The sequence below is a fragment of the Nonomuraea sp. B5E05 genome, assembly GCF_039880665.1.
GTDB lineage: Bacteria > Actinomycetota > Actinomycetes > Streptosporangiales > Streptosporangiaceae > Nonomuraea.
In genome coordinates this window covers 32,622-55,016 of sequence record NZ_JBDPMJ010000027.1, presented here as the reverse complement: position 1 = coordinate 55,016, position 22,395 = coordinate 32,622, and the positions used below count along the sequence as shown (strand labels likewise).

Genomic DNA, 22,395 nt, shown 5'->3' with positions numbered 1-22,395 from the left:
CGGCGGCTTCCCCGTCAGGCCCGGGCCGTCCGACCCCGCGGATCCGTAACGCCCGGCGAGGGCCCGCGCAGGCGGGCCCGGACCACCGCGTCGTGCAGCGCCTCCTCGGCGGACGCCCGCTCGGGGAGCGCCGACGACTCCCGGGCCTCCTCCAGCGCCGCCGTCATCCGCGCCACGTCCTCCTGGACTCCCGGCACGGACGGCGCCTGCCCGTGCTCGGCCTCCCGCTTCGCGGCGACGAGCTCGGGCAGGTACGCCGGCCCGTACGCGTACAGGCGGGTCAGGTCGGCCTCCAGCTCGCCGGTGCGCATGAGGTGCGTCCCCGTCGCGAGCACACGGAAGGTGTAGAGCAGCGGCTTCAGCTCGCCGCTCTTGCCGAACAACCGCCACTGCGTGCGCGCGAATCCCAGATAGTGGTGCGCGTGGTGACGCGTCAGGCAGCCGGGGGCCAGGGCGACCAGTTCCTCGTGCGCCGCCGAGGACGCCACGACCAGCGGCGAGAGCAGCTGCTCCAGCACGTAGCCGTTGCGGCCGAGCAGCAGGCGCCCGAACTTGGCCAGGTCGTGCGTCACGAGGTCCACCTCGACGCCGTCGCGTGTCCACGTACGTTCCAGCGTCTCCGGGCCGTGCCGCAGCCCGGCCACCTCCTCCACCGGCAGCAGGTGGGCGCCCCGCAGGTCCACGTCTGAGTCGGCCGAGGGGAACCCGTACAGGTGCGCCCCGCTCACCGTCGCGAACACCGGCGGGTAAGGCTGCTCGCCGGGGATCTCCGCCAGCCATCCGGGCAGGTCGTTCACAGATTCTCCTTCCGTACGCCGATCAGGAAGTCCTCCACCCTGTCCCGGTCCGGCCGGGCGGGCAGCACGCTCGGGGTCGCGGTCAGCTCGGCGACCAGGGCGGCGCGCCAGGCGTCCACCTCCGTCCACGGCAGCGCTCCGCGCCGGATCGCGAGCAGCCGCTCGCGGTGCGGCCCCACCCGGACCAGCGGCTCGCCGTGCCGGACCAGGTGCAGGCCGCTGAGCAGCAGCCGCACCATGTGCATGGCCTGCTTCCACTTGGGCGCGGCCGGGTCGATGCGGCGGAACTGGTCCTCGGCGTAGCCGGCGAACGAGCGCTGCGCCCGCTGCGAAAGGAACGCCGTCCGCAACTCCCGCAGCTGCCGGCCGGCGGGGGTGATCACCTCCACGACAGGCGACCACAGGCATTCCAGGACGGTCGGGTTGGCCTCGAGGGCGAGGCCGCAGAAACGCTCAACCTCCCATGAGAACTGCTCGGGCAGCGGCCCGTCGCGGTGCGTGGGAGGTTTCTCCAGCCGCCAGAACGCCGCGGTCGGCGCCACGAACACGCCCCTCCGGTCGGTGTCGGAATCTTCGGTCTCGAGCCCGTACGCCCGGGATCCCATGACGACGGAAAGGATCAAGTCATCGCTCACCCATGTATCTTGCGCCATGGGGGCGCGGGCTGATCTGATCGATCAGTGGGCGGTTACGACGAGGCTTACCGGCAGAGCATCGAGCGGCCTGGCGCGTTCTGGGCCGAGGCGGCGCGCGGCGTCGACTGGGACGTGGCGCCGGCCACCGCGCTCGGCGACGACGGCCGCTGGTTTCCCGACGGGCGGCTCAACACCTGCCACAACGCGGTCGACCGGCACGTCGCGGCCGGGCGCGGCGAGCAGGCGGCGCTGATCTACGACAGCCCGGTCACCGGCACGGTCCGCGTCCTCACCTACGCCGACCTGCTCGACCAGGTGGCCAGGACCGCGGGCATGCTGCGCGATCTGGGCGTGCGGGCCGGCGACACCGTGGTCGTCTACATGCCGATGGTGCCGGAGGCGGTCGTCGCGATGCTGGCCTGCGCGCGGCTGGGCGCGGTGCACTCGGTGGTGTTCGGCGGGTTCGCGGCCAGGGAGCTGGCGATGCGGATCGACCACGCCAGGCCCAAGGTGGTGCTCTCGGCGTCGTGCGGCATCGAGCCGGCGCGGGTGGTGGCGTACAAACCGCTGCTGGACGCGGCGCTGGAGCAGGCCGCGCACCGGCCGGACCGCTGTGTGATCCTCCAGCGGCCGCAGTCGGTGGCCGAGCTCACGCAGGGCCGCGACCTCGACTGGGAGCGGGCCGTGCGCGAGGCCGAGCCGGCCGGTTGCGTGAGCGTGGCCGCCACCGACCCCCTCTACATCCTCTACACCTCCGGCACGACCGGCTCGCCCAAGGGCGTCGTGCGCGACAACGGCGGGCACGCGGTGGCGTTGCACTGGAGCATGGCCAACGTGTTCGGCGCCGCTCCGGGCGAGGTCTACTGGGCGGCCTCCGACGTGGGCTGGGTGGTCGGCCACTCCTACATCGTGTACGCGCCGCTGCTGGCGGGCTGCACGACCGTGCTGTACGAGGGCAAGCCGGTCGGCACGCCGGACCCGGGAGCGTTCTGGCGGGTGGTGGCCACGCACGGGGTGCGTACGTTGTTCACCGCGCCGACCGCGATCAGGGCCATCAAGAAAGAGGACCCGTCCGGAAATTCGGCGAAGAAGTGGGATCTGTCGGGGCTGCGGTACCTCTTCCTGGCCGGCGAGCGCCTCGACCCCGACACCTACCACTGGGCGTCGGGCCTGCTCGGCATCCCCGTCATCGACCACTGGTGGCAGACCGAGACCGGCTGGCCGGTGGCCGCCAACTGCGCCGGCATCGAACGGCTGCCGATCAAACCCGGCTCGCCCACCAAGCCGGTGCCCGGCTGGGACGTGCACATCCTCGACGCCGACGGCAACGACTGCCCGCCGGGGGTCGACGGCGCGGTCACCGTCAAGCTGCCGCTCCCGCCCGGCGCGCTGCCCACCCTCTACCGCGACGACGCCCGCTTCGCCCGCTCCTACCTGGAGCGCTACCCCGGCCACTACCTGTCAGGCGACGGCGGCCACCTCGACGCCGACGGCTACCTCTACGTCATGGGCCGCATCGACGACGTGATCAACGTCGCCGGGCACCGGCTCTCCACCGGCTCGATGGAGGAGGTCATCGCCGCCCACCCCGACGTGGCCGAGTGCGCCGTGATCGGCGTGGCCGACGAGCTGAAGGGGCAGCTGCCGATGGGGTTCGTGGTGCTGAAGGCCGGTGCGGAGCGCGACCCCGCCGAGGTGGAGCGCGAGGTGGCCGCCCTCGTACGCGAGCGCGTCGGGCCCGTGGCCGCCTTCCGCCGCGCCCTGGTGGTCGCCCGGCTGCCGAAGACCCGCTCGGGCAAGATCCTGCGCGCCACGATGCGCGACATCGCCGACGGCCGCCCGTACACCACGCCGTCCACGATCGAGGATCCGGCGGCGCTGCCGGAGATCGCGCGAGCCCTGAAGGGTACATAACGTTCAGACCGGCAACAGACGGCAGCAGACCGGCAGCAGACCGGCAGCAGACCGGCATGGTGTGGAAGCCTGCGCGATCGCGGGCGCGGAGCGCATGATGGGACACCCCCTGTCCCCGGGAGAAGGCCATGATCGATACCCCGAGCTACGCCGACGCCCTGAGGATTCTCGGATGCAAGGACGGCAGGCTGGTCAAGGTCGTCGGGTTCGCCTCGGCCGCCGAGCGCACCGGCTGGGCGCTGGCCGGCGGCGGGCGGCTGGCGGCCGGGCTGAACGACATGCGCGACGGCATCGTCCGTTACGGCAAGGACATTGTGCGCCGCATGCCCGAGCTCAAGGGCGGCGTCGACCGGCACACCCGCACAGAGCGGCTGGCCGCTGCGCACGCCGTGATCGTCGTGTCGGCGTACTTCGAGGCGCTCGGCGAGGCGAAGCTGCCGTTCACGCTGGACCGGCTCGACCGCGGCGAGAAGATCTCCCACGGCGTGCCGACGCCCGAGCGGTTCGCCAGGCTGGTGGCGGAGCTGCTGCTGGAGCGGCTGCCCACGCCCGAGCCGCACCTGCCGTACGCCGAGACGCGGCGCGCCGTGGAACGTGCCTTCCTGCACATGTCCGAGGCCGTGGCCGGATACGTGGGCGGCCTGTCGATCTGGGACGAGCTGAGCGTCGACGACCAGCTCCTGCTGCCCCGCATGCTCGCCGAGGGCCCGCCTGCGCACGCGCTGCGCATCTACGACGAGGACTACCGGTCGCTGGCGCTCGACAGCCACGAGTTCGGGGTGCGCAGCCTCGTCACGGAGCGGCCGCCGCCCGGCACCGCGCTGTCGCGGGTGGCGTGGTTGCTGGCCGAGCTGGCCCCGCCCAGGGTCGGCGACCGCCCCGTGATCCACCTGGCCAGGATGGCCGCCAACGCGCTCGACCAGCCGCTCCTGGTCGCCGGCAAACATCCCGAGGACGTCACGCTCCCGCTGCTCGGCGAGGGCTACCTCACTCCCCGCTGCCGGGTCGCGGAGCTGACCCGCTACGCCGCGCCCGCCGAGCGGGCCTGGTGGGACGACCGGCGCCTGTTGACCGACCCCGAGGCGTTCCTCGTGGGACACCTCACCTCGCTGCGGGCCACCCGGGAGCCCCTGCTGGTGCTGGGTGAGCCGGGCTCGGGCAAGACGAAGCTGACCGAGGTGCTCGCGGCCCGGCTGGCCAGGTCGGAGTTCCTGCCGATCAGGGTGGAGCTGGGCGCGGTGGCCGCGCGCGCGGACGTCACCGAGCAGATCGAGCAGGCCCTCAAGGGGGTGCTGGACGAGCGGGTGGGCTACGCCGACCTGGTGGCGGCCGGCGACGGGGCGATGCCGGTGATCCTGCTCGACGGGCTGGACGAGCTGCTGCAGGGCGGCGTCAACCGGTTCGACTACCTCGAACACGTCCAGGAGTTCCAGGCCAGGGAGGCCGGGCTCGGGCGGCCCGTCGCGGTGATCGTCACCAGCCGTACGGTGGTGGCGGACCGGATCAGGTATCCGGAGGCGCTGCTGGCGCTGCAGCTGCAGCCGTTCGACGACGGCCAGGTGCGGCAGTGGCTGGACATCTGGGACCAGGCCAACCGGTCGCTGCTGGCCAGGCGTGATCTGAAGCCGCTGCCCGCCGAGGCGGCGCTCGTGCACGGCGACATGGCCAGGCAGCCGCTGCTCCTGCTGCTGCTGGCCCTCTACGACGCGGGCGGCAACGCGCTGCAGCGCGACCACGGCCCGCTCGGGCGCGCTCGCCTGTACGAGGTGCTGCTCAGGGACTACACCGAACGGGAGACCGGCGGGGCGCGGCGGGTGGCGATCGACCAGGAGCTGGTGCTGCTCGGCACGGCGGCGCTGTCCATGCTGGCCAGGGGCCGCCAGGTCCTCACCGACGAGGCGCTCGAGCGCGACCTGCCCGCCCTGTGCCACGGCGGCGAGGAGGACCCCGGCGACGAGGGCGAGCGGATCGACTGGGTGCGCAAGGCCACGGAACGCTTCTTCTTCGTCCGCAGGAACGGCCACGCGTTCCTGCACTCCACGTTCGGCGAGTTCCTGGTGGCCTGGCTGACCGTCTACGCGCTGCGCGACCTTGACCGCAGGCGCCGCCTGGCCGGCGACGAGCCCCTCGCGCTCGTCCAGGCCGTGGACGACGACCTGCTGTACGCCGTCACGTCCCACTCGTGCCTGGCCGAGCGCGGGCCCACCGTCGGCTTCATCCTGGAGCTGCTGGCCGAGGTGCCCGCCGCGGTGCGGGAGCGGTGCGTCACGCTCCTGGCCGGGGTGCTGCGGCGCTCGCTGCACGAGCGCCCTCGCCGCCACTTCACCGGTTTCCTTCCGGTACGTCACACGGTGCCCCGCCGCCTGGCCGCCTACTCCGCGAACCTCACCCTGCTCATCGTCGCCGCCTCTGACCAGCCCGTCAGCGTCTCCTCGCTCCTGGCGGGGCCCGACCCCCTGGACCGCTGGTCCGCGCTCACCCACCTGTGGAAGGGCAACCTCGGGCACGAGGGCTGGAACGGCCTGCTCACCGCGCTGTCGGCGCACCGGGTGATCGACGGCGGCACGGAGGACGTCGTGCTCGGGGGCGCGGAGGGCGCCAGGAGCGCAGCGGGGACGGGCGCCGGAATGAGTGCCGGTATGAGTGCCGGACTGAGTGACGGCATGGGCGACGTCGTCGTCGCGGTCGCCACCGGCCACACGCCGCGGCACCGCCGCCTGCTCGACCTGCTGCTGCGTGCCCTGGGGGAGGGGCGCGGCCTGCCCTACCGGGAGCGGGTCCGCATCCTTGACGAGCTGGTCCGTACGGTGGCGGTCAGGTCGCCGGCGCTGCATCAGGCGCTGGGGGCGATGTGGGCGGAGGACGGCGACGGCCACGCCGAGTTGCGCCCGTTGCTGCGCGCCGTGCTGGCCGACCCGGTGGACCGGATGGGCGCCTGGAACGCGCTGGTCAAGGCCGGCGTCCCCGAGATGGCCCTCTGGGAGATCCAGCAGAACACGTCCTGAGCGATCAGGAGCGTGCCGCCGTGCCCCGGCTACCGCGGCCGCCACGATCGTGCGGTGGTTCCCCAACCTGACCTTTCGGAGGCTGACATCCGGGGAAAAAGTTACGTAATATCCACACATCACGAGCGTTGGGGGCGCCAGGGTGCCAGGACAGAACGTGGGTGTGGTCGTCGATCCGGGAGTATCCCCGGAGGTCGCCGGACTGTTGCGCGCGAACGCCCCCCTGCTGTCCAGGATCAAGGCGGGCTGGGTGCCCCCGGCCACCCGGGCGCCGGCACGCCACCGGAGTGCCTCCAGCGCGCTGCTGCTGGCGGCCACCCCGGCCGTGATCGCGTTCATGGCCGTCCTGATGGCCTCGCCGCTCGCGCCCGCCGGGTTCATGCTTCTGGGCACGTACGTCTTCATCGTGCTGATCAAGATCGCCTCGATGGGCGAGGTGGTGGAGGACGACCGGCCGCACGAGCGCGGCGTGTACGAGCAGGCCCGCTGGTACGACGGCCGCTACCTGCTGCCCGAGGACTTCGACGAGGAGGCCGGGCAGGTGCTGGCCAGGGCGCAGCGGGCGATCGGGTCCGTGCTGCGCTCTCACGTCAACGCCGAAGGCCTCCTCGACGACGCGCGCAACGCCGTGATGCTGCCCGCGCAGGAGTGGGAGATCGCCCGGTTGCTGGCCAAGCTGTCGGCGTTGCGCCTGGAACACAGGGAGCTGGTGTCCAGGGGCATCGCGCCCGAGGTCGTCGCGGTGATCGAGCCGCTCGAACGGGCGCTGGCCGGCAGCGAGGCGGCCGTGGTCGCCCGTGTGGAGGCGCTGGAGCGCTACGCCGCCCACGTCGCCGACGCCGAGCGCGCCTACCACGCCCGCGGCCAGATCGAGGAACTGCGCGCCCGGCTGCCGAAGTACGAGGAGCTGCTGGCGGAGTCGGGCGCCGACGCGCTGGCCGTACCCGAGATCGAGCGGCTGGCCGAGGACGCCGACGTTCTGGAGCGCACGCTCCGGCGCAGCGTGCGCTCGGCGCACGAGGCCTTCCGTTACCTGGAGAGCTGACAGTCGGACAGACCGGGACATAGGATCAGTAACGTGGCCGGACGTCATGGGAAGGTGATAGTCGATCCGGCGGTGCCTGACGACGTCGCGGCCCTCTTACGCGACAACCGCAAGCTGCTCGTCCGCATCCACGCGGGCTGGGTGCCCGCGCACAGGGGTCACCGGCCCATGGCGGGCAGCGTGGCCAGGCTGGCGGCCACCGTGGCGGCCGTGGCGGCCGCGGTGTACGGGCTGACGTTGTTCGTCGCCGAGCAGTACACCGCCTTCGTGGTGATCATGACAGGGGCGGCGCTGCTGATCGTCAGCGTTCTGCTCAGGCCCAGGCCCGACGCCGAGGTGGAGCGCCGGCACGCTCTGGAGCGTGTCGTCTACGACCACGCCGGCGGATACGAGGGCCGCTTCGTGCTCCGCGAGCACCTCGACGATGCCGCGAGACCGCTCCTCGGCCGCGTCCAGGCGGCGATCGACCAGGTCATGAGCTCCAGCGTGAACGCCGAGGGGCTGCTCGACGACGTGCGCAACGCCGTGATGCTGCCGGCGCAGGAGTGGGAGATCGCCCGGCTGCTGGCCAAGCTCTCGGCGCTGCGCGCCGAGCACCAGGAGGTCGTCGCGGAGGGCGTCACCCCCGAGGTGGCCGCCGTGGCGGGGCCCCTCGCCGAGGCTCTCGACAGCAGCCAGCGGGCGGTGCTGGCCCGCGTCGAGGCCCTGGAGCGGTACGCCGGCCACGTGGCCGACGCCGAGCGCGCCTACCGCGCCAGGCACCAGATCGAGCGGTTGAGCGCCCGGCTGCCCCGCTACGAGGAGTTGCTCGCCGAGTCGGGCGCCGACGGGTCGGCCGTGCCGGAGCTGAGCCGATTGTCGGACGACGCCGACCGCCTTGAGCAGGCGTTACGCAACAGCGTCAGCTCCGCGCACGAGGCATTTCGCCACCTCAAGGGCTGATTTCCCTTAGGATCCGGTTTTGTGGCGGATGTGGTGGTAGACCCCGGGGTGCCGCCCGATGACGCTCAGTTGCTCAGGCAGAGCCGGCTGGTGCTGATGAAGATGCGCCAGGGCTGGGTGCCCGAATCGCGGCGGGCCGCGTCGAGCGCGCGCTATCGTATGGCCGCCGGCTTCGGCACGGTGGCGTTCTTCGGCCTGGTCATGGGCGTCGGCGGCCTGGGCAGGGGACTCGGCATCCTCATGCTCCTGCTGATGCTCATCCCCGTCATGGTCGTCCTGTTCGTCAGGAACGATCTGGGCGAAGAGGACGAGGACGAGTACGAGCGGCAGACGTACGAGCAGTTGCGCTGGTACGAAGGCCGCTACGTGCTGACCGACGACCTCGACGAGTCGTCCAGGCGGCTGCTCGCCCGCGCCCAGCGGGCCATCGCCACCGTGACCGGCTCCCGGGTCAATGCCGAGGGCATGCTCGACGACGTGCGCAACGCCGTGATGCTGCCGGCGCAGGAGTGGGAGATCGCCCGGCTGCTGGCCAAGCTGTCCGCGCTGCGCACCAAGCACAGGGAGACCGTCTCGCAGGGGCTCACGCCCGAGGTGGAGGCCGTGGCCAGGCCGCTGGCCGGCGCGCTCGACAGCAGCGAGGCGGCGGTGCTGGCCCGCGTGGAGGCGCTGGAACGGTACGCCGCCAACGTCACCGAGGCCGAGCGCGCGTACGTGGCCCACGAGCAGATCGAGGAACTGCGCGGCCGGATGCACCAGTACGAGGAGCTCGTGGCCGAGACCGGCGCCGACGGGTTCGCCGTTCCCGAGCTCGACCGGCTGGCGCGCGACGCCGACCGGCTGGAGCAGGCGCTGCGGCGGAGCGTGAGCTCCGCCCACGAGGCCTTCCGCTACCTCGAACCCTGACCCGCGGCCTCCAGCAGCACGTCGCACAGGGTGTCGGCCGCGTCCAGGCGGCCGAGCGCGGCCGCCGCCTGCCCCATCGCGTGCCGCAGCTCGGGGTCGGCCAGCAGCGGCATCAGCTCGGCCAGCAACTGGCCGGCGACCGGACGCGGCTCCAGCAGCGCCCTGGCCGCGCCGGCCGAGGCCAGGTAGCCCGCGTTCTTGCGCTGCTCGTCACCGCCGGTCGGGATCAGCGGGATCAGCACGGACGGCTTGCCGATGGCCGTCAGCTCCGAGACCGTGCCCGCGCCACTGCGCGAGATCACCACGTCGGCGGCGGCGAACAGGTCGGCCAGTTCCTCTCCCACGTAGGGCACCGGGTGGTAGCGCTCGGCCAGCTCGCCGGGCAGCGCGACGGCCCGCATCTGGTCGATCCAGGCGGGCCCGCACTGGTGCACGATCTGCGCGTGCGGCAGCAGCCGCGGCAGCACCTCGGCGATGAGGGTGTTGATCTGCTTGCTGCCCTGCGCCCCGCCCGTCACGTAGATCAGCGGCACCTCGAACGTCAGCCCGAACAGGTCGTAGGCCGCCGCCCTGTTGCCCTGCAGCAGCTCCGGCCGGATCGGGTTGCCCGTCACCACGGCCTTCTTCCTGGCCGCGGGGGGCAGATATTCCAGCGACGACTCGTGCGACAGCGCGATCCTGGTCGCCAGCCTGGACAGGATCCGGTTCGCCAGCCCGACCACGGTCGTCTGCTCGTGCATCACCAGCGGGCGGCGGATCAGCTTGGCCGCCACGCCGATGGGGACCGCCACGTAGCCCCCGGTGGACAGCACCACGTCGGGCAGGTAACGGGCCGCGTGCCCCACCGCCTGGAACACCCCGACCGGGATGCGGAACACGTCGGCGATGTTGGTGCCCAGCTCCTTGAGGTTGGGGCGGCGGCGCAGCTTGCCCGTCGTGATCGCCTTGAACGGGATGCCGTGCTCGGCGGTGATCCTGGCCTCGAGACCGTTGGCCGTGCCCACCCAGAGCACGTCGTGCGGCACCTGACGTCGCTGAACGGCCGACAGGGTCGTCAGGGCCGGATAGGTGTGACCACCGGTGCCGCCGCCGGTGATCAACAGTCGCAGGGTTCGTGACATGCGATCAGACTAGAGCCGCACAGCGGAAACCCGTGTGCCCCGAAGCGGAGTCAGGAGTGTTGGAGGTGCGGGCGGCGACACGATAGCGGTTGCAGTAGGAGTCGTGGCACATGTACGACCCGCCGCGGATCACCTTGGCGCCGCCCTCGGCCGGACCGGTGGGGTTGTCGGCGAAGGTTTCCCACGTCGTGCCCCACCAGTCGGCCGTCCACTCCCACACGTTGCCCGAGACGTTGTAGAGGCCGTAGCCGTTGGGCTGGAACGACTTGACGGGCACCGTCCCCTTGCTCGGCGCGGCCGGGAACCGGCCCTGCCAGATGTTGCACCGCTGCCGGCCCTTGGGCGCCAGCTCGTCGCCCCACGGGTACTTCCTGCGCTCCAGCCCGCCGCGGGCCGCCATCTCCCACTCCGCCTCGGTGGGCAGCCGCTTGCCCGCCCACGTGGCGTAGGCGTTGGCGTCGTTCCACGACACGTGCACCACGGGATGGTTCTGCCGGTCGCCGATCGAGGAGCCGGGCCCCTCGGGCGAGCGCCACGTGGCCCCCTCGACCCCGGCCCACCAGGGCGCGCCCGGCACGGAGGCGTCCATCACCCCACCCGTGGCGAACTGGTGGAACACGAACGACCAGCCGATCCGCTCGGCCTCGGTGACGTAGCCGGTCTCCTTGACGAACGTGGCGAACTGCGCGTTCGTCACGCATGCCGGATCGATCAGGAACGGGTCGAGCCGCACCTCGCGGACCGGCCCCTCACCGTCGTCGGGCCGTCCGTCGGGGTCGTCCCCACCCATCAGGAACGTCCCGCCGGGGATGCGCACCATGCCGCGCGGCGCCGTCCGCCGCGCGGCGATCTTCACGGCCTCCTGAACGGGCCCAGAGGTGGCGTTTCTGCTCGGGCCGCAGCAAGCGTTCACAGATCCCCCCAACGTGTCGTGACACCAAGGAAGGTTAATGCCTGCGGCATGCCCGTCACGACGCGGACGCCCCACGCCACGGCGCCGGCCGCCCTCCCCGCACGCCCGGCGGTGCCGGGCTCCCTGTCGTCGTCGAAGCCGCAGGACTGTAGCGTTTCACCATGCGACTCGGCGTGCTGGACATCGGCTCGAACACCGTGCACTTACTGGTCGTCGACGCCCACCGCGGCGCCCGGCCCATGCCCGCCTACTCCCACAAGGTCGAGCTGCGCCTGTCCGAGCATCTCGGCGACGACAACCGGCTGGCCGGCAAGGGCGTCGAGCGGCTGGGCGCCTTCGTGGAGGAGGCCGTCGCCCTCGCCGAGGACAAGGGGGTGGAGGACCTCGTGGCCTTCGCCACCTCCGCCGTGCGCGAGGCCGCCAACGGCGAGCAGGTGCTCGCCGAGATCGACCAGCGCTGCGGGGTGGACATCACCGTGCTGTCCGGTCGCGACGAGGCCAGGCTGACGTTCCTGGCCGTACGGCGGTGGTTCGGGTGGTCGTCGGGGCGGCTGCTGGCCTTCGACATAGGGGGCGGTTCGCTGGAGATCGCCGCCGGGGTCGACGAGGAGCCCGACGTGGCCGTGTCGCTGCCGCTGGGCGCCGGGCGGCTGACGCGCGACTGGTTCACCGGCGACCCGCCGTCCGCCGACGAGGTGCGCAAGCTGCGCAAGCACGTACGCGCCGAGATCGCCCGCACCGTCGGCGACATCGTCAGATACGGCGGGGCCGACCGCGCGGTGGCCACGTCCAAGACCTTCAAACAGCTCGCCAGGATCGCCGGCGCGGCGCCCTCCAGCGAGGGTCCCTACGTCGCGCGCTCGCTGTCGCGTGCGGACATGGCCGACTGGGCGGCCAAGCTGACCACCATGGAGGCCGCCGAGCGGGCCCAGCTGTCCGGCGTGTCCGAGGGGCGGGCGGCGCAGCTGGCGGCGGGCGCGCTGGTCGCCGACGCGATCATGGATCTGTTCGAGGTGGAGCGGCTCGACGTGTGCCCGTGGGCGCTGCGCGAGGGCGTCATCCTGCGCCGCCTCGACCTCCTGCCCGGCCGCCTCGACCAGGCGAACGGCGGGGCCGAGTAAGCCCGTTATATCCCCAAGATCAGGCATAGACCGCTGGGCGACGGGCATCTTCTGCCGAATGGTGGAAGTGCTCGGCGCGATCGGTGCCCTGGCGGTCGTCGTCCTCCTCATCGTCATGGCCGTGCTGCTCATCGCGGTGGCCGCCATGGTCACCTTCGTGACGATGGCCGCCGTGATGATCAACTGGCGTGCGGCGTGGAGACGGCTGAGCCGCCGGGAGCGACGGCTGGAGCTCAAGCTGAGCGGCAGCGCCGTGCCGGCGCGGCGGCGGGCCGAGCTGAGCGGGAACACGCCCCGCGTGCGCCGGCGGTTGCGCCTCGGTGGCCGTCCCGCGGAGCGCGGGTCCGCCGGCGGCCACCCGCACCGCGTACGGCTGCGCGACCACAGGCCGGCGGAGCGGCCCAGCAAGATCTAGGTGGTCATGAGGTGGGTGCCGGCCGCGCCCGGCGCGTACCGCAGGCGCTTCTCCAGGCACACCATGGCCCCGTCCTCGTGCTTGTTGGCGAAGCGGATGTCGTCGGCGAGGGCCCGCATGATCTGCAGCCCGCGTCCGTGCTCGGAGCCGGGGCCGTGGTCGACGATCTTGCGCGGGTCGAAACCGCCTCCGTGGTCCACCACCTGGATGACACACCGCTCGTCGTCGACGATGGCGCAGACGCGGTAGTCGTCGCTGGGCGCCGCGTGTTTGACCACGTTGGAGCACGCCTCGGTGAGCATGAGCTCGATGTCGTCGCGGACCTGCGGATCGACGCCGAGCGAGCGCAGCGTGCCGTCCAGCATCTCCCTGATCAGCGGGACGCTCGCCGCATCGCGGGGCAGCCGAAGCGCTATCGTGGTCTCCACCGCGCCTCCTCCCGGATCGATGCGTGAAGTTCTTCTGCCCCGAATCTCGCGCCCCAATCGTCCCTTCAGGCGGCCGGGCGGATGATCAGGGCTCGAGGAGCCGCATGGCCACCTCGATGGTGGCCTTGTGGATCTCCTCCTCCGACAGCTCGCCCTCCAGGGCCAGCCACTTGCCCGCGTGCAGCCCGAACAGCGCCAGCGAGCGGCTGATGCGCTCGACGGGCGTCGCCTCGGGCCCGCTCATCTCGTGCGTCACCTCCTTCATCCGCTCGCGGATCTTGATGAGCGTCGGGTGGTCGCGCAGCGCCGTCTGGTTACGCTCGAGGAAACTCGCCACGCCGAGGTGCCGGGTGCGCCGCAGGTAGGCGGCGTAACGCTCGACCAGCTCCCGGCGCATCTCCGGGGTCTTGGGCTGGCTGCGCGCCCACGCGAGCAGCTCCTCGATGTCGGTCAGCCGGAGATCGACCAGGCTCGCGACGATGTCGTCCTTGGTCTTGAAGTGGTAGTAGAGCGCGGCCTTCGTCACCCCGAGCTCCTCGGCGATCTCCCGCAGGGAGGTCGCCTCGTAGCCCTGCTCGGTGAAGAGCCTGAGCGCGATCTCCTGGATCCGGGTCCGCGTGTCTTCCCGCACTTCGCACCTATTTCGACTTGACGGCCGACAAGTAAGTATCTACCTTATTCTACGCTTGCCGGTCGGCAAGTAAGGAGCGTGTGTACTGGGGGGTAAGTGGTGGCTGAGGCAGTCGGACGACGCCGTGAGGTCATGGTCGTCCTGCCGGGGCTGATGCTGGCGATGATGCTGGCGATGCTCGACAACATGATCGTGGGCACGGCCATGCCGCGCATCGTGGGGGAGCTCGGCGGCCTGGCGCACCTGTCCTGGGTGGTCACGGCGTACGTGCTGGGCACGACCGTGTCGACGCCGATCTGGGGCAAGATCGGCGACCTCTACGGGCGCAAGGCGATCTTCATCATCTCGATCGTCATCTTCATGATCGGTTCGGCGCTCTGCGGAATGGCCGGTTCCGACCTGCTCGGCGGGCCGGACGACGGCATGGCCGAGCTGATCGCGTTCCGCGCGGTGCAAGGGCTGGGCGCGGGCGGCCTGATCGTGAACGTCATGGCGATCATCGGTGACCTCGTGCCGCCCCGCGAACGCGGCCAGTACCAGGGCATCATGGCCGGCGTCATGTCGCTGGCCATGATCGCGGGGCCGCTGGTCGGCGGCTTCATCACCGACAACCTCGACTGGCGCTGGGCCTTCTACGTCAACCTGCCGATCGGTGCGATCGCGCTGGTCCTGCTGGTGCTCAGGCTGCACCTGCCCAAGGTGGAGAAGACGCAGGTGCGCATCGACTGGGCGGGCGCGATCCTGCTGTCGGTCAGCATCACCGCGATGGTGCTCATCACCACCTGGGGCGGCAACGAGTACGCGTGGGGATCCTGGCAGATCCTCGGCATGGCCGCGCTCGCCGTGGTCACGCTGGCCGCGTTCGTCCTGGTCGAGCGGCGGGCGGCCGAGCCGATCATGCCGCTGCAGCTCTTCAGGATCCGCAACTTCACCCTGATCTCGGCCATCGGTTTCCTGCTCGGCTTCGCCATGTTCGGCGCGATCAACTTCCTGCCGCTCTTCCAGCAGATGGTGCAGGGCGCCACCGCCACCAACTCCGGCCTGCTGCTGCTGCCGATGATGGGCGCCTCCATGGTGGTGTCGCTGTTCGTGGGCAAGGCCATCACCGCCACGGGCAAGTACAAGATCTATCCCGTGGTCGGCGGCGCCGGCATGGCCGCCGGCATGTGGCTGCTGTCCACCATGGACGTCACCACGCCCGCCTGGCTGACCGGCGTCTACATCTCGGTGCTCGGCCTCGGCATGGGCTTCCTGATGCAGACCACGATGCTCATCGCCCAGAACAGCGTCGAGCAGAAGGACCTGGGGGTCTCCAGCAGCGCGACCACCTTCTTCCGGTCGATCGGCGGCTCCTTCGGCGTCTCGATGTTCGGGGCGATCTTCAACAGCGCGCTGCTGTCCGAGCTGACCGGCAGGTTCGGCGCGCAGGCGGCCGAGCGCATGGCCAGGACCGGCGCCAGGATGGATCCGGGCACGGTCGCCGCCATGCCCGCCCAGGTCCGCACCGGGCTGCTGGAGTCGCTGGCGGCGTCGATCTCCGGTGTCTTCTGGTGGGCCATCGCGTTCGCGGTGGCCGTGCCGGTGCTGGCGGCGTTCATCCAGGAGATCCCGCTGCGCGGCGCCGCTCCTGCGGAGGCCGCCGCCTCCGACGAGGAGCCCGTCGCCCCGGCGGCCACGTGAGCAACTGCCGGGACGTCAGACGCGGTGGCGGGAGAGGTGCTCCAGCACCGACTGGTTCGCCTCCCACCCGTCGGGGAACTTCACCGGCACCCCCAGCTGCACCGGCTCGGCCGACGGGTGCGCGTCGAGGAGCTCGGCGATGCCCGCCCTGGCCACCACCACGCACGCGTGCCGGTGCCGCGACGCGAGCACGCACAGCCGGCCCGACTCCAGGTGGAAGGCCGTCGCGTCCCTGCGCCCCGACAGCGGATGCAGCACGATCGTCACGTCGTACTCGCGGCCCTGCAGCCGGTTGGCGGTGTCCACGGTGATCTGCGGCGGCACGCCGGCGGCGCGGATGGCGGCCACCTGGTCGCGGTGCGCCGCGCCGACCGCGACGCGGTCCGCCGTCACCGGCCGCTCGCCCTGCTCGGAGCTCGCCACCGCACCCCGCTGCAGCAGCCGCTCGGCCAGCAGCGCCACCGCCTGCACGGCCTCCGCGTCGGTGCGCACGGTGTGCCGGTTGGGCAGTTCCAGCAGCGCCCACCCCGACCTGGCCGCCTCCTCCAGCGCCCGGTCGTGCGGCGTTCCCATGCCGCCGGTGGCCAGTTCCAGCCGCCGATCCCCGTCGGACGTGCCCGACCGGAACCCGGTGAACGGGTAGAACGCCCGCGACACCACCGGCGCGGCCGACGCGGGCAGCCGCCACGACACCGGCAGCCGGTGCACGGGCAGATCGGGGTTGTGCCGCAGCAGCACCGACACCGCGCTCTGCAGCGGATCCCACGACAACCCCGACCAGCGGTCACCGTCGACGATCGAGAACGGATCGAGCTGCCCGGGATCGCCCACGAACAACGCCCGCTCGAACAGGCCCGCGATCCGCAGCAGCTTGTCCGAGCGCATCTGGTACGCCTCGTCCACGATCGCCCACGGCCACACCCGGCCGCCGATCCACGCCCACTTGTCGGCCGTGGCGATGACGATGTCGGGGTCGCCCAGATCCTGGATCCGCGTGCCGACCCGCACGCCGGGCAGCTCCAGCATCCGCGGCGGCGGCACGTATCCGCTCGCCGACAGCCGCCCCACGCTCAGGCGCGGATGTTTGCCGGAGATCCGCGTCACCAGGTCGTCGACCTGCTCGTTCGTCTGGGCGACGATCATCAGGGGCTCGCCGGTGGCGGCGATGTGCGCGGCGGCGCGTACGACCAGCGTGGACTTGCCAGCACCGGGCGGGGAGTCGACCACCACGCCCCGGTGGCGGGGCAGGTCGGCGAGGACGTTCCTGATGACCTGCTCCGGGCCGGCGGTCACGACCACTCCTCCTGGGCGTCCTCGTCGTCGGGCACGTACTCCTGCGGTGGCCCGCCGTGCGTCCACGGGGTGGCCTCGGCGTCCGGCAGCGCGGGCGAGCCCTGGAAGTCGTCCGTCAGCGAGGTGTAGCAGACACGCTCGCCGATCTCGGGCACGGCGCCCGGCGCGGCCGTCCTGCCGCGGCCCATGCCCTTGGTGATCTTCAGGGTGACCAGGCCCTCACCGGCCGACACCAGCTCCGCGCCCTGCGCGCGCCGCTGGGGGGTGCCGAGGGACGTGCCGGGCGCGAGGCGTACGGGATCGTCGGTTTTGATCACCACGAGCGGCCGGAGCTTGCGCGAGCGGCCCTCGCCCTCGGTGTTGTCCGGGTCGGTGTCGAGGACCTCGCCCGCGAACGCCTCCCCGGTCAGCCGGTATTCGGCCATCACGAGCGGGTCGTCGTAGGCGCGCTGCGCGTCGTAGGCGGCCTGGGCGCGTTCCATGCGGGCCAGCTTGGCGGCGGCGGCGACCGCGCCGTCGCGCCGGGGCTGCGGCGGCGCGCCCTCGGCGATGTGCGCGGCCATGCCGCTGAACGAGCCGCGGTCCTGCTCCCACCGCGACGCCACGCCGGCGCCCGCCTCCAGCCCGGCGAGCAGGTCGATCGCCTGCCACATGAGCCGCCACCCGGGCTCCAGCTGGGTGCGCAGCGCCTCCGTGACACGTTCGGCCGAGCCGCTGTCCATCGCCGGCGCGAGCACCTCCGCGTCGAACCCCGGGTCGGTCGCCGGCCCGGCGGGCGGCCAGATCAGCGGGTCCTCGGCGTCGTCGCTCGGCCCGGTGGTGATCCAGGCCAGCAGCGCGGCCAGGTTGGCGTCCTCCAGGCCGCTCTGCCCGCTGGCCCAGTGCCGGCCTAGCTCCTCCGTCATGGCCGGCATCAGCGACGAGCCAGGGTAGGCCGCCCGCTCCGCGAAATAGGTCAGCCACCGCCCCAGCAGCGGCACCGACTCCGGCACCGGGTAGGGCCCGTCGGCCCGGCGGAAGCGCATCGAGCGGCCCAGCAGCCGGACGAAGGCCACGCCCGCCGGGTTGGGTACGAGGATCTGCGGCGCGTCGATCGCCCGCTCGTACGGGTCGGCGTTCCTGCGCTCCACCGTCTCGGTGTCGCGCAGGAACCCCTCGACGTACGGCAGCAGCACCCCCGCCAGCTCGGCCGCCCACGCGAAGCGCAGGTCGCGGTTGCGCGGCTGGGTCACCACCAGCAGGCGCGGCCGGTCGCGGTCGGTGCCGAGCATGGCCGCGAGCGGCGCGGCGGCCTCGCCCGACAGCTTGAGCGGGATGAACACCATCGGCCGGTCCGCCAGGTGGCAGTGCCTGACGGTCGCGATGGGCTGCGCGATGCCCTCGTCCAGGGCCCGCAGCCGGGCGAGTGAGGTCAGCAGGCTCACGTGGGTCTCCCTCGCGGGCTCACGTCAGGCACTCCTTGCGCAGGCGTTCGGCGTTGCGGAGCAGCCGCGCGATCTCCTCCTGGCCCGCGGCGGGGTCGCGGGTGCCGTCGGCCAGGCCGAGCGCCTCCGCCACCGAGGCGACCCCGCCCAGCTCGTCGCGCACCTGGCGGCCGAGCAGGTCGGAGGCGCCCTCCTGCCGGGCCTCGTCGCGGCAGAAGAAGCACATGTCGCACGTGGACAGGCAGTCGGGGGCGTAGCGGGCGGTCGTCCTGCGCAGCGCGTCGGCCAGCTCGGCGACCGGCCTGGTGGGCCGGCCGTCGTCGTCCGGCCGCAGGTCGAACGTCAGATCGTCGGGCAGCCCTTCGAGCAGCCGGTCGAGGGCGGTCATCCTGGTGAGCTGGCGGCGCAGCACGGCGAGCTGCCTGCGCACGTCGACCAGCGAGGCGACGGGGCGGTTGGCGAAGTTCTCCGGGCAGACCAGCACCACGTCGTGCGAGACCTTCAGGGGGTCGTGGCCCAGCTCCTCCAGCAGCGTGCGCAGTGCCAGCACGTAGACGGCGGCCTGGCGGGCGGCCGCCGCCACCGCCGAGGGGTCGGCCTGCCCGTCGATCACCGCGAACGACTTGATCTCCACGATGTGGAAGCGGCCGCCGAGCTGGAACGCCACCACGTCCGGCTCCAGGTAGGCGGTGTGACCGGCGATCTCCAGGCTGAGCAGCGGGTGGTCGTACAGCGTGCCCGCGTCGTGCTCGTCGCGGGCGGCCCGGTCGATCAGCGTCCTGGTGTGGGCGTGGCGCAGGTGGGCGCCGACGTTCTCCACGTCGTGGTAGGCGACCTCGGCGACGGGCAGGCCGAGCAGCTCACGCAGCATCCGCAGCAGTTCCGCGCATCCGTCGGCCTTGACCAGCGCCTCGAACACGTTGCCGCGCGTGATCGCGAACGGCGACTGTCCGAACGGCGCGGGGAAACCGAGGTGCCGGGCGGCGGCGTCCTTGTCGACGCCGGCGCCGTCCATGAGGGCGCGGCGGGCGCAGCCGGGGTTGGCGGCCAGGGCGGCGATCGCGCGGGCGTCGTGAGGGCGCGGCGGCGTGACGCCCCGCAGCACGTCGAGCCGGGGTTGCAGGGTCACGGCCGCACTCCGTCCCGCGCGCTCGGCCGCCCGGTGCCGCCGCCTTCCTCCGCTGTTGTCGCCGCACTCCCTCGCGGGTTCGTCGGCCCGCTCCGCACGGCGCGCTTCAAGCCGCTCACTTCGCGTTCTCCTTCTTGATCGTGCCCAGCGTAGCGGCGCCGAACAGGCGGGCCGCGTCATCGAGCTGTGCCACGGCGCGTTGCGCCAGCTCGGCGCGGTCTCGCGTGTCGCGGTCGGCGTGCACGCGCAGCTCGGCCCTGGCCGCCTCGATCACCCTGCCGCGGTGCGGCGGGCCCAGGGTGCCGTCGGCCGCGCCGGGGATGTTCCTGGCCATCCTGACGAGTAACCTGTCCGCCCGCTCGTCGCCGGTCTCCTGCTCGGCCACCGCGATGGCGCAGGTCAGGAAGTCGACACGAGGGCTGAGCGGGCCGACCACGCGCCGTTCCAGCGGCCAGGCGCTGAGCGTCAGGAGGCCGCGGGCTGGGGAGAGGCGGTCGGTGAGCGCGGCGCACAGATAGTACGGCCGCCCGAACGGCGACGACCTGAACGAGCGCTCCTCGTCCCTGCGCAGGCTGGTGAGCCGGCTGCTGCTGATCGTGCCGCCGAAGAACGCGGCGCTGACGGCCACGATCAGTCGCGGCTGGGCGGCCGCCCCCAGCAGGCGCAGCCCCTGGTGCACCTGCTCGCGCACGGTGACCAGGAGCGGCGGCTCCTCCTTGGCGGGCTGCTCGCCGCTCACCAGGGCGTCCCAGGCGTGCTCGGCGCTGCGCAGCTCGGCCCGCAGGACGCGGGCCTTGGCGGCGTCCCTGGCCCGCACCGCCTTGCGGACGCCCGCTCGCAGCTCGTCGATTCGCCGCTCGAGGTCGTCCAGCCGGTCACTCATGGCGCGACTGTATCAACCATCCCAGTATTTTCCAGTAATTTCATGATTTCGCGGCAGTCTAGTGATCTACACTGTAAAGGCGCCCGCCGGGAACGAGCACGATCACGAGGCCGGGGACGCCACGACCTCGAAGCCTCGCTCGACGAGCGGGTGCGTGACGCGGCCGACACCCGCCCTCAGCTCCAGCACGCTGCCGCCGGGCGGGGCCGGGGCCCGTGCCAGAGTTGCGCATGCCTCGAAACCATCCCGCCGGGAAGACGGGGCACGTGATCAGACGTCATTCCGTCCCGATCCGGATCCCGTACGCTCGCCCGCCTTCGCCGGGTGGTGATCCACGACGTGCCGTCGATCCGCTAGGGTGGCTTCCCCTTTGTGAAAGAAGTCGGAATGTCGCACATTCATATGGTTTTGTCCGCCGTGGGGGATCATCCCTATCCGCTGATCCGAGGGGGCGGGCTGTTCCTGATCGGCGTCGGCACCGGCTTCCTCCTGAGCTGGACCTTCCGCGCGTACTGGCTGCAGTTCCTGATCGGCGGCTTCGCCGCCGGGTTCGTCGGCAGCGGCCTGAGCGCGCTGCTGCCCAGCCTCGGCTCGCCGTCGTTCGCCCACATCGCCGGGCTCGTGGGGTCGTTCGTGCTCGAAGCCGGGCTGATCTACCTCGTGCTCTCCAGGACCAAGGGCGCCGATGACCGCACGGTCCTGTTGTGGATCCTGTTCGTGGTGGGCGTGCACTTCCTCCCGATGGGGATGGCACACGGCCCGCTGATCACCCTCCTCGGCGTGCTCACCCTGGCCAACGCGGCCGCCGGACTGCGGACCAGGGCCCCGCTGCCGGTGTTCGGCGTGACCGACGCGCTGCTCAAGCTCGGCTTCGGCGCGGTGATGCTCCTCGGGTACCCGGCGCTGACCTTCGCCTGAGCCCGTGCGGAGCTCGACGCGCCCGGCCGTCCGCGTACATCCGCGAATCCCCGCACGCCGCTGAGCTGGCCCGATAAGGTTTCCGGCGAACACAGGGGCGGGTACGGCGGCGGGAGGGCGGGGCGGCACGTGAACCACGGGACCCGGCAGGTGATGGGGGCCGTCGCCGGACTGACCGCGCTCATCCCCGTCTACTACCTGACCGAGGCGGCCGCCAGGGCCCTGCGCGCGGGCGTCGCCACGTTCGGCCCCGCGCCGGCCGGCCTGGCCTGCCTGGGGGCGGTGGCCGTCATCGTCACCGTCCTCACCGCCTGGCCCGCGGCGGCGCTGTGCTGCGGCGTGCCGCTGGCGTCGGCCGGTCTCCTGTTCGCCCTCGACGTGGACGCGGCGCTCGGCGCCGCCGGCCGCCTGCCCTGGGCCGGAGCGGGCGGGCTGCCGTGGTCGCGGCCGGACGGCGGGCCGTGGGCGCAGCCGGGCGAGCCGCCCGGCACGCTGGCCGGGGTGACAGGCCTCTACCTGCTCATCGGAGCGCTGCTGGTGCTCTCGGCGCTGGTGCCCGTCCGGTTGCGATCTATCCTGGGAAGGTGAGCGGGCGGGATCCGGATCGGCGCAGGGCGCTGCTCGACGCGGCCGACCGGGTCATCACCGACGACGGCCCCGAGGCGTCGATGGCGGCCATCGCCGCCGCGGCGGGCGTCACCAAGCCTGTCCTCTACCGCCACTTCGGCGACAAGAGCGGCCTCTACCAGGCGCTGGCCGACCGGCACGTGCGCACGGTCATCGGCCGGCTGCGGCCCTGGCTCGCCGCGCCGGGCATGGACCCGCGCGGCCGGGCGCGAGCCGCCATCAGCGTCTACCTCGACCTGATCTCCGCCAATCTCAACCTCTACCGGTTCCTGTTCCTCCGGGCCGGGTCCGAGGACACCGCGATCCGCTCCCGCATGACCTCCCTGGTGCGCGGCCTGGGGGAGGAGCTGGGCGCGGTGCTGGCCGCCGAGGGCGCGGTGGCCGATCCCGTGCGGGCGCAGGTGCTCGGGCACGCCTTCGTCGGCATGGTGCAGACGACCGGCGACTGGTGGCTGGAGCATCCGGAGGTGGACCGCACACAGGTGGTGGAGGGGCTGGTGGACGTGATCGCCGCCGCGGTCTCCGGCGCTAGGGCCCCGCACGCCGCGGGCAAGGACTGAGAGACGCC

At 72.4% G+C, this 22,395-nt stretch carries 21 protein-coding genes; 11 read left to right on the top strand and 10 right to left on the bottom strand.

Going from position 1 to position 22,395, the window contains the following annotated elements; all coding sequences use genetic code 11:
- Positions 1-14: 14 nt before the first annotated feature.
- Both ABGB01_RS36690 and ABGB01_RS36685 read right to left on the bottom strand, forming a co-directional pair.
- The gene (locus ABGB01_RS36690) at positions 15-797 is read right to left on the bottom strand and encodes a nucleotidyltransferase domain-containing protein (RefSeq protein ID WP_347778173.1); all 783 of its coding nucleotides are present in this window, start codon (positions 795-797) and stop codon (positions 15-17) included.
- A complete protein-coding gene (locus ABGB01_RS36685) occupies positions 794-1,432 on the bottom strand; it encodes a nucleotidyltransferase domain-containing protein (protein ID WP_347778172.1) in 639 nt (212 codons plus the stop codon). The genes ABGB01_RS36690 and ABGB01_RS36685 overlap by 4 nt, the downstream gene beginning before the upstream one ends.
- A 45-nt stretch (positions 1,433-1,477) precedes the next feature.
- Here ABGB01_RS36685 and ABGB01_RS36680 point away from each other — a divergent pair, with 45 nt between their 5' ends.
- The 5 genes from ABGB01_RS36680 to ABGB01_RS36660 all read left to right on the top strand — a co-directional run bounded on the left by ABGB01_RS36680 (position 1,478) and on the right by ABGB01_RS36660 (position 9,244).
- Positions 1,478-3,346 carry a propionyl-CoA synthetase gene (locus tag ABGB01_RS36680; protein WP_347778171.1) on the top strand — a complete coding sequence of 623 codons (1,869 nt, stop codon included), beginning with the start codon at positions 1,478-1,480 and terminating at the stop codon, positions 3,344-3,346.
- 128 nt (positions 3,347-3,474) lie between these two features.
- The gene (locus tag ABGB01_RS36675; protein ID WP_347778170.1) at positions 3,475-6,351 is read left to right on the top strand and encodes a hypothetical protein; all 2,877 of its coding nucleotides are present in this window, start codon (positions 3,475-3,477) and stop codon (positions 6,349-6,351) included.
- A gap of 157 nt (positions 6,352-6,508) precedes the next feature.
- A complete protein-coding gene (locus tag ABGB01_RS36670) occupies positions 6,509-7,396 on the top strand; it encodes a hypothetical protein (RefSeq protein WP_347778169.1) in 888 nt (295 codons plus the stop codon).
- 33 nt (positions 7,397-7,429) lie between these two features.
- Positions 7,430-8,338, top strand: a complete 909-nt coding sequence (locus ABGB01_RS36665) for a hypothetical protein (protein WP_347778168.1) — start codon at positions 7,430-7,432, stop codon at positions 8,336-8,338.
- A 21-nt stretch (positions 8,339-8,359) separates the two neighbouring features.
- Positions 8,360-9,244, top strand: coding sequence for a hypothetical protein (locus ABGB01_RS36660; RefSeq protein ID WP_347778167.1), 885 nt, complete (start codon positions 8,360-8,362; stop codon positions 9,242-9,244).
- On the opposite strand, the gene ABGB01_RS36655 is transcribed toward ABGB01_RS36660, so the two are convergent.
- Together ABGB01_RS36655 and ABGB01_RS36650 are read right to left on the bottom strand one after the other, a co-directional pair.
- On the bottom strand, positions 9,229-10,365 hold the full coding sequence (locus tag ABGB01_RS36655) for a UDP-N-acetylglucosamine--N-acetylmuramyl-(pentapeptide) pyrophosphoryl-undecaprenol N-acetylglucosamine transferase (RefSeq protein WP_347778166.1): 1,137 nt from the start codon (positions 10,363-10,365) through the stop codon (positions 9,229-9,231). The two genes, ABGB01_RS36660 and ABGB01_RS36655, sit on opposite strands and share 16 nt — an antisense overlap.
- 4 nt (positions 10,366-10,369) lie before the next feature.
- The gene (locus ABGB01_RS36650; protein ID WP_347778165.1) at positions 10,370-11,221 is read right to left on the bottom strand and encodes a formylglycine-generating enzyme family protein; all 852 of its coding nucleotides are present in this window, start codon (positions 11,219-11,221) and stop codon (positions 10,370-10,372) included.
- 218 nt (positions 11,222-11,439) lie between these two features.
- Between ABGB01_RS36650 and ABGB01_RS36645 the strand changes: the two genes are divergently transcribed.
- The gene (locus tag ABGB01_RS36645) at positions 11,440-12,399 is read left to right on the top strand and encodes a Ppx/GppA phosphatase family protein (protein WP_347778164.1); all 960 of its coding nucleotides are present in this window, start codon (positions 11,440-11,442) and stop codon (positions 12,397-12,399) included.
- Positions 12,400-12,457: 58 nt separating this feature from the next.
- Complete coding sequence (locus tag ABGB01_RS36640; RefSeq protein WP_347778163.1) at positions 12,458-12,814, top strand: hypothetical protein; 357 nt, start codon at positions 12,458-12,460, stop codon at positions 12,812-12,814.
- Here ABGB01_RS36640 and ABGB01_RS36635 read toward each other — a convergent pair.
- On the bottom strand, positions 12,811-13,242 hold the full coding sequence (locus ABGB01_RS36635; RefSeq protein WP_347778162.1) for an ATP-binding protein: 432 nt from the start codon (positions 13,240-13,242) through the stop codon (positions 12,811-12,813). The genes ABGB01_RS36640 and ABGB01_RS36635 overlap by 4 nt on opposite strands.
- Before the next feature lie 85 nt (positions 13,243-13,327).
- A complete protein-coding gene (locus tag ABGB01_RS36630; RefSeq protein WP_347778161.1) occupies positions 13,328-13,873 on the bottom strand; it encodes a helix-turn-helix domain-containing protein in 546 nt (181 codons plus the stop codon).
- Between the two features lie 99 nt (positions 13,874-13,972).
- On the opposite strand from ABGB01_RS36630, the gene ABGB01_RS36625 reads away from it, so the two are divergent.
- Positions 13,973-15,553 carry an MDR family MFS transporter gene (locus tag ABGB01_RS36625; protein ID WP_347778160.1) on the top strand — a complete coding sequence of 527 codons (1,581 nt, stop codon included), beginning with the start codon at positions 13,973-13,975 and terminating at the stop codon, positions 15,551-15,553.
- A 15-nt stretch (positions 15,554-15,568) separates the two neighbouring features.
- On the opposite strand, the gene ABGB01_RS36620 is transcribed toward ABGB01_RS36625, so the two are convergent.
- The 4 genes from ABGB01_RS36620 to ABGB01_RS36605 all read right to left on the bottom strand — a co-directional run bounded on the left by ABGB01_RS36620 (position 15,569) and on the right by ABGB01_RS36605 (position 20,282).
- The gene (locus tag ABGB01_RS36620) at positions 15,569-16,846 is read right to left on the bottom strand and encodes an AAA family ATPase (protein ID WP_347778159.1); all 1,278 of its coding nucleotides are present in this window, start codon (positions 16,844-16,846) and stop codon (positions 15,569-15,571) included.
- Positions 16,843-18,270 (bottom strand): hypothetical protein, encoded by a 1,428-nt coding sequence (locus ABGB01_RS36615; protein WP_347778158.1) that lies wholly within the window; start codon positions 18,268-18,270, stop codon positions 16,843-16,845. Before ABGB01_RS36615 ends, ABGB01_RS36620 begins: the two co-directional genes overlap by 4 nt.
- A 19-nt stretch (positions 18,271-18,289) precedes the next feature.
- The gene (locus tag ABGB01_RS36610; protein WP_347778157.1) at positions 18,290-19,399 is read right to left on the bottom strand and encodes a hypothetical protein; all 1,110 of its coding nucleotides are present in this window, start codon (positions 19,397-19,399) and stop codon (positions 18,290-18,292) included.
- 115 nt (positions 19,400-19,514) lie between these two features.
- Positions 19,515-20,282, bottom strand: coding sequence for a hypothetical protein (locus tag ABGB01_RS36605; protein WP_347778156.1), 768 nt, complete (start codon positions 20,280-20,282; stop codon positions 19,515-19,517).
- A 417-nt stretch (positions 20,283-20,699) separates the two neighbouring features.
- Here ABGB01_RS36605 and ABGB01_RS36600 point away from each other — a divergent pair, with 417 nt between their 5' ends.
- The 3 genes from ABGB01_RS36600 to ABGB01_RS36590 all read left to right on the top strand — a co-directional run bounded on the left by ABGB01_RS36600 (position 20,700) and on the right by ABGB01_RS36590 (position 22,387).
- Entirely contained in the window at positions 20,700-21,200 is a 501-nt protein-coding gene (locus ABGB01_RS36600; RefSeq protein WP_347778155.1) for a DUF6609 family protein, read from the top strand.
- A gap of 129 nt (positions 21,201-21,329) precedes the next feature.
- Positions 21,330-21,788 (top strand): hypothetical protein, encoded by a 459-nt coding sequence (locus tag ABGB01_RS36595; protein WP_347778154.1) that lies wholly within the window; start codon positions 21,330-21,332, stop codon positions 21,786-21,788.
- A complete protein-coding gene (locus ABGB01_RS36590) occupies positions 21,785-22,387 on the top strand; it encodes a TetR family transcriptional regulator (protein ID WP_347778153.1) in 603 nt (200 codons plus the stop codon). The genes ABGB01_RS36595 and ABGB01_RS36590 overlap by 4 nt, the downstream gene beginning before the upstream one ends.
- Positions 22,388-22,395 lie beyond the last annotated feature (8 nt).